Raw genomic sequence first — 13,596 nt, 5'->3', positions numbered from 1 at the left:
AACTTGGCGCAAGGTCGGTGAACTCCTCGACGTCTTCTCCAAGGAAGAGTGCGCCAACTATCTCAAAAACTCAGGCTATGTTTCCGTATAAACACAGCACGCTCTAGCAGGCAATTCAGAGCTGATCTTCGTCCGCTCCGATCCCACCGTGCCTGCAAAGCTCAAGGAACAACTCAACGCGTGGGGCCTGCCCAAGGATTAATTCGCGGACAGCGGCCACTGAACGAGCAGGTGGCGGCTTGATTGCAGCCTATGCGATCGGCTTCCGGGCTTCCCGACTTGGGACGAGCGGTTGCCTGTGCATCCGGCCGCGTTTCAGACCGAGAAAGGACGCGGGGATCTTTGGACAAGCTTCATGTCGACATAGCCGCTTTCATCGATCCACTCATGCGGACAGAAAGCGAGCGAACGAGGATCGATTGCAAGGCCATCCCTCGTGATGGCTTCCCGTGTGCCCATGCGATAGATCCAGTTATCTTCGCTGGATGGGTCGAGACACATTGCGTCATACACGGCAGTGTCATTTGTCATTGCAATCCCCCATAGTCAAAAAGAAAAAGTGCAATGTCCGGAGCTTATCGGGCAACTAGACGGTATCAATAAACATCGTTGCTGCGGATGCACACGATATTGCCAGCCGTTCACACCCGTCCCCTGATCGGGCGCTATCTTTGTTGTCATGAAAGGGACGAATTTCGCGCCGAGCCTCGACAAAGGGTGGAACCAATGCCTTGCGGGCGGGTTCGGACGATGGGGCGCGTAGAGGACAATGTTCCGTGATCTGGCTACTCTTCCCCGCCGTAATTTTGTTGCTCGTCGTTCTCGCCGGTCGGGCCCACAGTCGCTATTTGGACAAGCTGCAAGCAGATCCCGAGCGCCAGCTTATGCTGGGCGTGAGTTTTGAGAGGTCTGGCCCGATAAGAGCGTCTCGTCACCGCGCATGGCTTCAACAGGCAACGCTGGATCTCAACTGACGCCTTTCGCGTCGGGCGTTCGGCTTCCGAAGCGGGTGGCGATTGGAGAAGGTACGCGTTTGCAGTCGCACGATTCAATCGCGGCTTCCACTTAGTCCAAATTCTCAACCTTACTCTTTATCGTTTTGGTTCAATCGCCGAAGCGAAGTCCAGGCGCCCAAACAAGAGGGCCGCCAGGGGGCTGTTTGGCATGAATTTGGTGAGAGCAGTTATGCGGCAGTCAGCGCCCAATTACGGCGGCGATAAGCGAGGAAGCCGACGCCGGCGAAGCCAAGGATCATCATCGCCCACGTGGAAGGTTCAGGCACCGCTGCGACCGTGAAGACAAATTGTTCATCGGTGTAGTTGTTGTCGGTCCAGCCTGTCTGATGCAGGCTGAGATCCTCGAAGCCGACATAAGTTCCTGCCGGAATCTTCCCGTTGCCGGCGAATGCGGTCGAATAGATGTGGTTCACACCATCGGGATTCATCTTGATGTCGGAGTAGTAGGTATGGCCGGTCGTCTTGACGTCGATGTAGAAGACCAAAGTGTCGCCAACGCTCACATTACCGAAGTTATACATCTCTCCATAGGCGCTGATGTGATTGTCCAGAGCGGTGCCCCTGTCCTGGCCGTTGACGAGCAGACCCAAACTCTCGCTAAATGAGGCCCCTGAGCCGTAAAAGTACGCAACCAGCGAACCATTCGCAGTTGCGGTGAATGAGTATGTGGTTGGATTTTCTGTACCCGGGTTCGGGTAAATGACACCGGCTTTCGCGGCTGTGGCTGCAACGAGCGCGAGCATGGCTGTGGCAAAGCACGTTTTTATCATTGCAGGTCTCACGCATTAACTATTTAAAATAGGAGTTTAATTATTTAATATAATTCAATGAAGGTCAATCGATTTGATAAAAAAGCCTCAGGATATTTTGGAGACAGCCCGTGCGCGCCTCCAGGCGATATCGCATGGTGAAAACGCTATCGGCGCCTTGGCTTTTCTGGACCGAAATGGCTACTGGCCTCGATACGACCCGTCTTGAACGATGCACGCGAAGCTCGGCTTGGGCCACCTGTTCTCGCAATGAGATGACCTCAGACATCAAGCGAAGCAGGTCAGCTTCGGAAATGCTTCCTTCAATGCCATTTTTCTCTTCCGAATTTCGAAACGGGCAGTTCATCGATCGAGGAACGTCAACATCAGGCGAGGAACATGAGGACAATTTCCTGCATGATGAGACCTTCCAGCATGACGTTTCGCTGCACTTGAGTAGGTGTTCTGTTTGTGCTGACCGACAACGATATCGCGCGGTGAGGCAGGCTGGCGCTAGATTGCGTCCCGTCTAATCAACGGGCGATAAAAATCCGGTGAGCCATATCAACTTGCTGGTGATGTACCGGGAGCAAGGCGAATGTGTCGTCTTTAACCCAGGGAGATCAATTTGGTTCCGCGATTCACTTGCTGTCGTCAACACGGTGTGTCGGTTTCGCGTTTGAGAGGGCGCGAGCCGGCGTGGACGGCTACGTATTTCGAGGCCGCCGTTCGATCATGGTTTGGACGCCTCTCGCAGTACAGCAGCCGATCACTCCTCCTGCGACTTTCTCTATGACGTCGATAAAGCGGCCATGTCGATCGGACGTCAGTTGTTGGACGGCTTCCAATCCCAAAGCTATGGCGACGACAAGTATCAGAGATCGGACAAAGCGGCTTGGATAAGCAGAAACGAACAACAGTCCGAGGACCAGATACGCGATGAAGCGCTGAGATCCCGCCGGACCGGCGGTCGTTGCGTCCGGACGAAGCCATATGGGCGACAGCGATACCACGCAGACTAGGTGAGAGTGCCCCAGGCAGCCAACGCTAAAAGTCTTCCAAGCATCCACGATCCATAGCGCGCGTTTTGCGGGCCGCAGCAAATAAGGCGATGTTACTGCTGTTTTGAATGCGTGCTGCGCGCCAGAGCCATTTGCTTTTTCACGACATACGAGACTTGGCGCACGAGTAAAGGCGTGCGGTTGCTGAGTGACGTGCGGTCAGTGTAGACGTAAATCGATGACCAACGAGCATACGATACGGAGCGGCGGGCTCAGCGCGACCATCAAGGCGCAGGGCGCCGAGCTGTGCTCGCTGAAAGACGGCGGCGGCGTCGAATTCATCTGGCAGGCGGGAGCGGTCTGGCCGCGCTATGCGCCGCTGCTGTTTCCGATCGTCGGGCGCCTCGCCAACGACGAATTGCGGCACCAGGGCAAGACGTACCGGATGACCCAGCACGGCTTTGCGCGCGACAGCCGCTTTGCCTGGGGCGAGCGTCGCGACAGCCACTGCACGCTGGTGCTGGAAGATAGCGAGGCGACGCGTGCGCTCTATCCGTTCGCGTTCCGCCTGACCGCGGCCTATGCAATCGATGGGGCTGGTCTCGATCTCTCGCTCACGATCGCGAACACCGGCGAGGAGATGTTGCCGGCCTCGCTCGGTGGTCATCCCGCCTTCAACTGGCCGCTTCAGCCCGGAGTGGCGAAGGAAAGCTACGCGCTGACCTTCGCGAACGCGGAGGCATCCCCCGTCCGTCGTCTCGACGGCGGGTTGTTGCGTGCGGCGACGGAGCAGAGTCCTGTAAGCGGTACGGTGCTCCCCTTGTCCGAATCCCTGTTCGCCGCTGACGCCATCATCTTCGATCGGGTCAAGAGTAACTCGGTCCGCTATGCGGCCGGGCTGGGTGCGTCCACCGGGCCTTGGCTGAAAATGTCCTGGCGTGGCTTTCGCGAGCTCGGCGTCTGGTCGAAGCCGTCGAGCGCGCCGTTCCTCTGCATCGAGCCCTGGCGTGGCTATGCGAGTCCCGTCGGCTTCGACGGCGAGTTCAGCGAGAAGCCGGGCCTGATGCACATTGCGCCGGGCGCGGAAGAGCAGTTGTCGTACCGGATCGAAATCGCGTCGTCCTGAGGTCGAAGGCTTCTCGACGGTTGAATCCGAAACCCGATGTGCGGGATCGGCGGTGTCGAGATGGCGCGAGGCCGCTCGTGTGAGCCATTCCTGCATGTTGATGCACGGGATAAGAAATGTGGGCCAATTCATACTTAATGCTTCAAGGTCATGACCAATATTGTTTGGGCATCACAACACGCCTAGTATTCAGGCAGGCAATTTCGGGGGGGTCGAATAAGTCGTGAATGTTCGTTCACAGGACAACGCGCTGCGTGACCACTTGAACTTTCAGGCCGAGTCGCAGGCACACAGGATATCCAAGATCGTCACCGGTCCCGCACGTCAGGAATTGCGTCCCGCTGGCCGCGAGCGGCTGATCGTCGTCGAAGACGATCCGGTGACGCGGACGATGCTGGTCGGCTATTTCAACGACAACAATTTCGACGTGGTCGGCGCCGGCTCCTGCGCGGAATGCCGCCAGGCGTTGCGCGCGCGCACCGATCTCGTCTTCCTTGACGTGCAGTTGCCGGATGGCGACGGCTTCGAGCTTGCCAAGGAAATCCAGACGACTAGCAACGCGGGCATCATCTTCGTGACGCGTCGCGACACCGACGTCGATCGTATCCTCGGTCTCGAGATCGCCGGCGACCATTACGTCACCAAGCCGATCAATCTGCGCGACCTGCTCGCGCGGGCACGCAGCGTGCTGCGGCGGCGCTCGATCGACCGCAAGGCGGCGCGCAACCACAACTCGATCGCCTTCGGCGACTGGATCATCGACCTGACGCGGCGCGAATTGCTCGGCAGCGAGGGCAAGCCGGTCGCACTGACGCGCGCCGAATTCGACCTGCTGGCGGCGCTCGTTGGTGCCGACGGAAGGCCGCTCAGTCGCGACTATCTGATCGAGGTCGTCAGTAACCGCCAGGCCGAGGTCGATATCCGCACGGTCGATGCGCTGGTGGCGCGGCTGCGCCGCAAGCTCGTCGGAAGCGGCACGCCCGTGATCGCGACCGTCACCGGCGTCGGCTACAAGCTCGTGCTCAGCGAGCGCCTCTAACTTCATCCGTCGGAATATCTGATCCGCGCCTATCGCGCACGGGCGCTCTGATCCGTAAGTGTCCTTTGCACAGGTGCGGCCAGCCGGTCATCGACCGCATAGAGCGTGCAGGTGGGCGACCATTTCATGCAGGCCGCGAGCGAGTCTCGCTGGGCGTCGTCTGTCGTCCCGCGCCCCGAACGCCAGCCGTAGCCGCCGTTCGGCGACACGGCAAAGGCCTTGTGCGGCATGGTGCTGGCGAGATAGCGCGAGAACTCGGCTTTCGCCGCCGCATTGAGTTGGCCCGGCGGCGGCAGCGGATCGGGCGGGCTCAGGATGTCGCGGCTGAGCCCGCGTTCGCGCAGGAAAGCGTCGACATACGGCGTCCATTGCGGGCGCGCAACGACCGAATAGAGGTAGTGGCCATCGTCGCCGTAGGGCGGCGCCGCGATGAATTTCGTGTTGCCACCATTGCCGCGAAATCCGTCATAGAAGCGGCGCGCGAGATCGGGGCCGAAGAACGAATCGTTGGTCGCGTAGACCCACAGCATTGGCACACGTGAGGCCTTGCCGAAGGTGGCGAAGGCCTGCGCCAGCCCATCCGGATTGCAGACATCGTCGTCGTCGCGCGAGCCGCGGCCGCCGGCGAAATTGATCGCCGCCACGAGGCCGGGCGGTGCCTGTGCCGTCAGCGCGACGGTGGCGAGCCCGCCGGCGGAATGGCCGGCCGCGATCATGCCTGATGTCGTGACGTCGGCCCTATGCCCCATCGCATCGATCGCCGCGCGCAAATCCGCGACAGCCACCGCCGCCGCCGGCAGGTAGGCGGCGTTCGCGCAAGCGCCGACGCTATCGACGCGCCCGCCGGGCGAGGTGCCGTAGCCGCGCCGCATCACGATCAGCGCGGCAAATCCGCGCCCGGCGTATTCCAGCGCGATGCCGTAATATTTGTGCGCCGACATCGTCGCACGGTCGTCGAAGCTGCGCGGCGAGCCATGGCTGAGCAGCGCGAGCGGATAGCGCTTCGTCCCTGCCGGGCGGACCAGGAAGGCCTCCAGCCCCTGCGGTCCGGGATGCGCAGGTCCTCAGTGTAGAACTCCGCGGCCACGGCGAGCGACGGCGCGCCGGCGATCAACAGAAGCAGCTTGCGCGGAAGAGCCATGGGACGATTCGAAAGGCCTTGATGGTGCCGACCATAGCATGTTCCCGCGATTGCGCAGGGGCATCGCTGGTGAGGGGGAGTCGTGTGCGGATTCTCCACCCGACATCCGGGGCGCGCGAAGCGCGAGCTATGCTGCGCAATTGCGCATCTGAGGATCCATCATGCAGCACGTAATGGGGACAAATGGATTCCGGGCTTGCGCCAAGGGGCGCGCCCCGGAATGACGAGGAATGGGCTGCCGTGGCAGCCTCGTCATCGCGTCATCGGCGGCGCTGCGGACGTGGACGCTTGGCGGGCGGAGTCGGCGTTGCCGTGCAGGGTTCGTTCGAACTGCCGCTTCACCCTTGCCAGATCGTGGTCCACGGCGGCATCGCGCAGCATGGTGTTGGTCTGAAGATCCGGGGTCGGACAGGACAAAGGAACCAGCAAGCAGCAACGTCGTTGCGAGAATGGTCATGGCTCTATTTATGTCGACAAATGCGGCTGTTTGTTGCTGATGGTTCAGAGGGCTTCCGGGTTGGCGGGCGCCCGGCGGATGCTATGGTATCGTTCGCAATCTCTGCACGACAGGACGAGGATATTTCCAGTGGCTGATGTTCATCCCACGGCGGGCAAGCAGGTCTCGCCGGACGCGCTCACCAACGTTCCGCGGCTGGTGACAGCCTATTTCGCCAACAAGCCGGATGCCACCGATCCTGCTCAGCGGGTGGCGTTCGGCACCTCCGGCCATCGCGGCAGCTCGTTCAAGAACACCTTCAACGAAGGCCATATCCTCGCGACCACGCAGGCAATTTGTGACTACAGAAGAGAAAAGGGCCTGACCGGCCCGCTCTTCATCGGCATCGACACCCACGCGCTGGCCGAGCCAGCACTGGTCAGCGCGATCGAGGTGTTCGCGGCCAACGGCGTCGACATCATGATCGACAAGGACGGCGGCTATACGCCGACGCCGGTGATCTCGCACGCGATCCTGACCTACAACAAGGGCCGCACATCGGGCCTTGCTGACGGCGTCGTCGTCACCCCGTCACACAATCCGCCGGAGGATGGCGGCTACAAATACAATCCGCCGCATGGCGGGCCGGCCGATACCGATGTGACCGGCGTCGTCGAGAAGCGCGCCAATGCCTATCTCGCCGATGGGCTCAAGGGTGTCGCGCGCATGGACTACGCCAAGGCGCGCAAATCGGCGACCGTCCACGCCTACGACTTCATCACGCCCTATGTCGCCGATCTCGGTAGCGTCGTCGATCTCGACCTCGTCAAGTCCGCCGGCATCAATATCGGCATCGATCCGCTCGGCGGCGCGGCCGTGCATTACTGGCATCCGATCATCGAGCGCTACGGCCTGAAGGCCACAGTCGTGAACGAGGCGGTCGATCCGACCTTCCGCTTCATGACGGTCGACTGGGATGGCAAGATCCGCATGGACTGCTCCTCGCCTTACGCGATGGCGAGCCTGATCGGGATGCGCGACCGCTTCGACGTCGCCTTTGCCAACGACACCGATGCCGATCGCCATGGCATCGTGACGCGCACCGGCGGCCTGATGAATCCGAACCACTATCTCGCGACGGCGATCTCCTATCTGTTCGCGCACCGCCCGAACTGGGGCAAGGACGCTGCGATCGGCAAGACCGTGGTGTCGAGCTCGATCATCGACCGCGTCGCCAAGAAGCTCGGCCGCAGGCTGGTCGAGACGCCGGTCGGTTTCAAATGGTTCGTCGACGGGCTCATCAGCGGCGGCTTCGGCTTCGGTGGTGAGGAGAGTGCAGGGGCCTCGGTCCTGCGCCGCGATGGCACGGTGTGGACCACCGACAAGGATGGCATCATTCTCGGCCTGCTCGCCGCCGAGATCATGGCGAAGACCGGCTGCGATCCGAGCCAGCTGTTCAACGACCTCACCGCCGAGCTCGGCGTGCCGCACTACGCGCGCATCGACGTCGCCGCCACGACGCCGCAGAAAAACATCTTGAAATCCGTCACGCCCGAGCAGCTGGGCCTGAGGGATCTCGCCGGCGATCCCGTCCGCGCCACACTGAGCAAGGCCCCGGGCAACGGCCAGCCGTTCGGCGGCATCAAGGTGGAGACCGATTTCGGCTGGTTCGCCGCAAGGCCGTCGGGCACCGAAGACGTCTACAAGATCTACGCGGAAAGTTTCCGCAGCACCGAGCACCTGAAGCGGATCCAGCAGGAAGCCCAGGCCGGGCTGGCAAAGGTGTTCGGGGCGTAAGGCGCACTGAGGCAGCGCTCCTCTCACGCTACTCCCAGGGAGGGCGTGCCGATTCCTCCGGTGTCGTCACCCGCGAAAGCGGGTGATCCAGTACTCCGCGGCGGAAGTTGCATGAACCAATCATCGCCGCGGCGTACTGGATTCCCCGCTTTCGCGGGGAATGGCTCGCGGTTAGTTCTGTATACATCATTGACTATATAGGTAATTAGATACGGCAACTTTGGCCTTGAACGATTCTCCGCCCCTGGTATTGTATACATAACGTATTCATAAGCCCTGGGAGTGAGACCGGTGCCAAAACCCTTCCCCATGAATGCCTGGTACGCCGCGGCCTGGGACGCCGAGGTCAAGCCGGCACTGTTGCCGCGGACGATCTGCGGCAAGCACATCGTCATGTACCGGAAGACCGATGGCTCGGTGGCCGCGCTGGAGGATGCCTGCTGGCATCGCCTGGTGCCGCTGTCCAAGGGCCGGCTCGAAGGCGACACCGTCGTCTGCGGCTATCACGGCCTGAAGTACAATGCGCATGGGCGCTGCACCTTCATGCCCTCGCAGGAGACCATCAACCCGTCGGCCTGCGTGCGCGCCTATCCCGTGGTCGAGCGTCACCGCTATGTCTGGCTCTGGATGGGCGATCCCGCGCTCGCCGACCCCGCGCTCGTTCCCGACATGCACTGGAATCACGATCCGGCCTGGGCCGGTGACGGCAAGACCATCCACGTCAATTGCGACTACCGCCTCGTGCTCGACAATCTTATGGACCTCACCCACGAGACCTTCGTGCACGGCTCCTCGATCGGCAACGACGCGGTGGCCGAAGCGCCGTTCGACGTCACCCATGGCGAGAAGACGGTGACGGTGACGCGCTGGATGCGCGGCATCGAGGCCCCGCCGTTCTGGGCCAAGCAGCTCGGCAAGCCGGGCCTCGTCGATCGCTGGCAGATCATTCGTTTCGAGGCCCCGTGCACCATCGCGATCGACGTCGGCGTGGTGCCGGCCGGCACCAGCGCACCGGAAGGCGACCGCTCGCAGGGTGTTAACGGTTTCGTACTCAACACCATCACGCCGGAGACTGAGAAGACCTGCCACTATTTCTGGGCGTTCGTGCGCAACTATCGCCTCGGTGAGCAGCGCATTACTACCGAGATCCGCGAGGGCGTCTCCGGCATCTTCCGCGAGGACGAGCTGATCCTGGAAGCGCAGCAGCGCGCGATGGACGAGAACCCCGATCGCATCTTCTACAACCTCAACATCGATGCCGGCGCGATGTGGTCGCGCAAGCTCATCGACAGGATGGTTGCGAAGGAAAACGCGCCGCAGCATCTCCAGGCCGCGGAGTAGGTCATGGCCGAGCGTGAGGTCGACCGCTCCGTCTCGCAGACCGTGAAGGCACAGCTCGCGCTGCGCGACCAGATCCTGTCCGGCTCGTTGCGGCCGGGCGAGCGCATCTCCGAGCTGCAGGCGGTGGAGACGACCGGCGCCTCGCGCACCCCGGTGCGCATGGCGCTGGTGCGGCTGGAGGAGGAAGGCCTCTTGGAGGCGATCCCCTCCGGCGGCTTCATGGTGAAGGCGTTTTCGGAGCGCGACATCTCCGATTCCATCGAGCTGCGCGGCACGTTGGAAGGCCTCGCGGCGCGCTTCGCGGCCGAGCGCGGCGTCTCCGCGCGCGAGCTCGAACCGCTGAAGGAGTGTTTGGCCGCGATCGACGAGCTGCTGCGCCAGGTGCCGATCTCGATCGAAGCCTTTTCGTCCTATGTCACGCTGAATGCGCGCTTTCATGCCCTGCTCACCGAGTTGTCGCGCAGCCCGCCGCTGGTCCGGCAGATCGACCGCGCCGCGGCGCTGCCGTTTGCCTCGCCAAGCGGCTTTGTGATGGCGCAATCGGCGCTGCCCGAGGCGCAGCAGATCCTGATCATCGCGCAGGAGCACCATCGCGTCGTGATCGACGCGATCGAGAACCGCGAAGGCGCGCGGGCCGAAGCGGTCATGCGCGAGCATGCGCGGCTTGCGGTGCGAAACTTGCGGCTCGCGCTGCGTAACCGGACCCATCTCGATCTCTTGCCGGCGCTCGCGCTGATCAAGACCGCAACCGATTAGGGGAGTGCCATGCGCTTCATCGAAACCTGGATTCCGGCAACGCTCGTGTCGATGCGCGACCTCGCACCCGGCATCCGTGAATTCCTGATCCTGCCCGATCAGTTCGATGGTGTCGCCTATCCGGTCGGCAGCCACATCAATATGAGCGTGACCATCGACGGCCTGCCGGAGACGCGGTCCTATTCGCTGGTCGGGGAGGCTTCGTCACACGGCTTCAGGATCGCGGTGCGTCGCGCCGAGGATTCCCGCGGCGGCTCGCGCTACATGTGGCAGTTGGCACCGGGGGCGCGGCTCGACATCACGTGGCCCGCTTCGCTGCTCGCGGTCGATTGGGCGCGCCAGCATTATTGCCTGATTGCCGGCGGCATCGGTATCACGCCGATCCTCGGCGCGGCGCAGGCGCTGGCGCGGCGCGGGGCCAATGTCACGCTGCACTATGCCGTGCGCTCGCGCGGCGAGGCCGCCTATCTCGACGATCTCGCCAACCTGCTCGGCGACCGACTGGTCGTCCATGCGAGCGACGAAGGCCGGCGGCTCGATCTTGACGCGCTGTTCGCCTCGTTGCCGCAAGATGCACTGGCGCTGTTCTGCGGCCCAATGCCGATGCTGGATGCCGCGCGCCACGCCTGGATCGACGCGGGTCATCCGCTTCCCGATCTCCGCTACGAGACGTTTGGCTCCAGCGGCGCGCTTCCGACCGAGACGTTCCGCGTGCGCCTGAAGGACTCCGATATCGAGCTCGAAATCCCCCGCGAGCGCTCGATGCTGGACGTGCTCAATGCTTGCGGCCATGACGTGATGTACGACTGCAAGCGGGGTGAGTGCGGCCTGTGCGCCATCGACGTGGTCGACCTCGAAGGCGAGATCGACCATCGCGACGTCTTCTTCAGCGACCACCAGAAGCGAAGCAACGAGAAGATCTGTGCCTGCGTCTCCCGCGCCCGCGGCACCATCACCGTGGACACGTTATTGCGAGCGGACGCGGTGTGACGTACGCCGAGGCGGTCATGCCCAGGCTTGTTGGCGGCGCTTCCCCCAAACTTCGAGCCTCATAGATCAAAAGTAGCTTTTGAGAACAAACTCCGCGTTCTTCAAATGGCGTACTTAGTGATCGCGGATGCCTGATCGCGCCGGCGACAAGCCAAGAAGCCGAGCCGTTCCTCCCAATCAGAGAAGCAGAAGCTGCTTAGATTGTCGCAGACACTGTCAGCGAGTGCTGCGCTCGCAATGGCATTCGACTTCTCGGTCTCCGGAGCCAGGTCTTGATACACTTGAGGCGAGCGGTTCGGCTGCGCTTTTGATCAACCGGCGGGGCGAGGTGTTTCAGATGAACCGCTCGGCAGAACGCAAGCTAACGCACGAAATCGCATGGTTAACCGGAGGCTTGTTGCCCAGGACGCGAGGTCGACGGCGGCGTCGTCGTTCTGATGCGGCCTCGTCTCCGCCAATTGTTCTAAATAGAGCGGGTAAGTACCCGTTGTTAGCCTACCTCGTTAGGCCGGCCGCAGCGGCGGCCAACACTCTCGCGAACTGCAGGGTGATTGCCATTCTGGTGGAAGTTGGTTGGAGGAGTCGCGTACCGGAGAGGACGTTGCGGGTCGTTTCGATTTGACGGACGCGGAGGCCCGTCTGGCTGCACGACTTGGAAGTGGTCAGGCTCTAGAAGATATTGCCGTCGATTTGAGGACAAAAGAAACGGTTCGCAGTCAGTTGAAATCGGTCTTCGCCAAAACCAACAGGCACTGGCAAGACGAGCTCGTTTCGTTGCTCCGCCCGTTGACGCTGAGGCATGAGTGAAGCGAAGGCGAGGCGGCATCCACAGCGGGGCCGAGCGGGCAAGACGAGCGGAAAGTCCTTTGCCAATTGTCAGATTTGGATGATTGGCAGCATCGTTGGGGGGACGGCAGGTACGGTGCGGCCCCAACTTAAGGCGGTTTTAGTCAAGACCGGGCTTCGGCCGTAGGCCGAATTGACGAGCCTGCTGGCCGGCAAGTTACATCCGCGAGCGGATTTGTAGTCTGGTCGTGTATACCCCTGTTAGGATCGAGATCGCTTTTTGGTTCTACCCGAGCGCTGACGTTTTTGCCGAGTGATTTGCGCGGCCGGCGGAATGCGGTAGTCCTCAATATCCCCTCCCGCCTTGATTTTTTCGGTGAGCCATCGCGGCCGCAGACCACGCCCGGCCCAGGTCTCCCTTGGCTGGTCCGGATTCCGGAACTTCGGTACTACGGGGGGATAAGCAGCGCGTACTTTGCTGGTCCGTCTTTCTTGCTTAGTTGAGGGGGAGTGCCTGACGATCTCTGGGTGCGAAATTGCATCTAGCCGTTGATCCATCTCTTTCATTCGCGCGCGTGTCTTGGAGATCAATGAGTCCTGTATGGTCCGGTAAAGATCCCACAACGCGTCGGCTGACATTTTGTTGAGTTGTTCTTTGCTGACTATCATCGCGTGGCCCAAGAATTGATGTTGGGGACGGACCTATTGAATCCTTTTACGGCGCGGCAGCCATGCTCAATTTGAGTTAGGGCAAATGGACAGCTTGACACCCGGAAAGCGCCTATGGGGTCGATCCTATTCTCGATGTGACCCTCGCTAGGGGCTTAGTAGAATTCGGACTAGCTGGCCCACCGCGATAGGCATGATCTTGACGCTTTGAGATCAGGCCTTCAAGCCCCGGTGCTGCAGGTTGATCTGAGCTTGAGCCGGGGCTGCAAAGATAGAAACGAGAAAAGTCGTGGCGAGCAATCTTCGAAACCTAAGAGGGGCTATCTCCCGCCAGAGTAGTTGAAATTGTCTCTTAACCCTAGGGCGAGTTCAAGGAGCGGGACTCAGCAGCGGTGGATTGCCATCTTTCGTCCCTCGAGCAGCCGCGACTCGGGAGCCGCCCTCGCACGCGCAATTCTGCGCTTAGCGGAGGTGCCGATGCCAGTGAAATTCCTATCCGACCAGGAAGCTGGCCTAGTCCTCCGACGCACTGGAGGTCGACCGTATTCCCTACGATGTCTTCAAAGGGGGGAGCGGGCCAAAGCTTGCTCAATCCTATGCATTTGAACGGTGTACCTCATGCCTCGTCCTCCCCCAACCCCGTTCATGCTTTTTTTGAGCAGGCGGTTCTCCAGGGTGAGGTCGGCCACCACTTCCTTCAACGCCGCGGCCTCCCGACGAAGGTCCTTGACCTCGCCGGAGGTCGCAGC

8 protein-coding genes and 3 pseudogenes are annotated in these 13,596 nt (G+C 61.4%); 7 read left to right on the top strand and 4 right to left on the bottom strand.

Annotation, left to right across the window (positions count from 1 at the left end; translation table 11 throughout):
* Positions 1 to 1,183: 1,183 nt before the first annotated feature.
* Positions 1,184 to 1,291, bottom strand: a pseudogene (locus AC630_RS48580) (PEPxxWA-CTERM sorting domain-containing protein); the annotation flags it as partial.
* 1,713 nt (positions 1,292 to 3,004) lie between these two features.
* Between AC630_RS48580 and AC630_RS40385 the strand changes: the two are divergent.
* Both AC630_RS40385 and AC630_RS40380 read left to right on the top strand, forming a co-directional pair.
* Positions 3,005 to 3,892: an aldose 1-epimerase family protein gene (locus tag AC630_RS40385; RefSeq protein WP_074123908.1), complete on the top strand. Its 888-nt coding sequence runs from the start codon at positions 3,005 to 3,007 to the stop codon at positions 3,890 to 3,892.
* Positions 3,893 to 4,115: 223 nt separating this feature from the next.
* Positions 4,116 to 4,931 (top strand): response regulator transcription factor, encoded by an 816-nt coding sequence (locus AC630_RS40380; RefSeq protein ID WP_074123907.1) that lies wholly within the window; start codon positions 4,116 to 4,118, stop codon positions 4,929 to 4,931.
* A 29-nt stretch (positions 4,932 to 4,960) separates the two neighbouring features.
* Here the strand turns inward: AC630_RS40380 and AC630_RS40375 are convergent.
* Positions 4,961 to 6,072, bottom strand: a pseudogene (locus tag AC630_RS40375) (alpha/beta hydrolase family protein).
* A gap of 312 nt (positions 6,073 to 6,384) precedes the next feature.
* Here AC630_RS40375 and AC630_RS46030 point away from each other — a divergent pair.
* The 5 genes from AC630_RS46030 (at position 6,385) to AC630_RS40355 (ending at position 11,392) form a co-directional block, all read left to right on the top strand.
* Positions 6,385 to 6,666, top strand: a complete 282-nt coding sequence (locus AC630_RS46030) for a hypothetical protein (protein WP_167561378.1) — start codon at positions 6,385 to 6,387, stop codon at positions 6,664 to 6,666.
* Positions 6,659 to 8,305: a phosphoglucomutase (alpha-D-glucose-1,6-bisphosphate-dependent) gene (gene pgm / locus AC630_RS40370; RefSeq protein WP_074123906.1), complete on the top strand. Its 1,647-nt coding sequence runs from the start codon at positions 6,659 to 6,661 to the stop codon at positions 8,303 to 8,305. Before AC630_RS46030 ends, pgm begins: the two co-directional genes overlap by 8 nt.
* Positions 8,306 to 8,596: 291 nt before the next feature.
* Positions 8,597 to 9,646 (top strand): aromatic ring-hydroxylating dioxygenase subunit alpha, encoded by a 1,050-nt coding sequence (locus AC630_RS40365; protein ID WP_167561377.1) that lies wholly within the window; start codon positions 8,597 to 8,599, stop codon positions 9,644 to 9,646.
* A 3-nt stretch (positions 9,647 to 9,649) separates the two neighbouring features.
* Entirely contained in the window at positions 9,650 to 10,402 is a 753-nt protein-coding gene (locus AC630_RS40360) for a GntR family transcriptional regulator (protein ID WP_074123904.1), read from the top strand.
* Between the two features lie 9 nt (positions 10,403 to 10,411).
* Positions 10,412 to 11,392: a PDR/VanB family oxidoreductase gene (locus AC630_RS40355; RefSeq protein WP_074123903.1), complete on the top strand. Its 981-nt coding sequence runs from the start codon at positions 10,412 to 10,414 to the stop codon at positions 11,390 to 11,392.
* A gap of 1,047 nt (positions 11,393 to 12,439) precedes the next feature.
* Here the strand turns inward: AC630_RS40355 and AC630_RS48575 are convergent.
* Positions 12,440 to 12,736: an H-NS histone family protein gene (locus AC630_RS48575; RefSeq protein WP_502691593.1), complete on the bottom strand. Its 297-nt coding sequence runs from the start codon at positions 12,734 to 12,736 to the stop codon at positions 12,440 to 12,442.
* A gap of 722 nt (positions 12,737 to 13,458) precedes the next feature.
* Positions 13,459 to 13,596: pseudogene (locus tag AC630_RS46520) on the bottom strand (IS3 family transposase); the annotation flags it as partial.

The organism is Bradyrhizobium sp. AS23.2, assembly GCF_001908185.1.
Lineage (GTDB): Bacteria > Pseudomonadota > Alphaproteobacteria > Rhizobiales > Xanthobacteraceae > Bradyrhizobium.
Note: the sequence above shows the minus strand (reverse complement) of the source record. Positions and strands in the feature narration are given on the sequence as shown.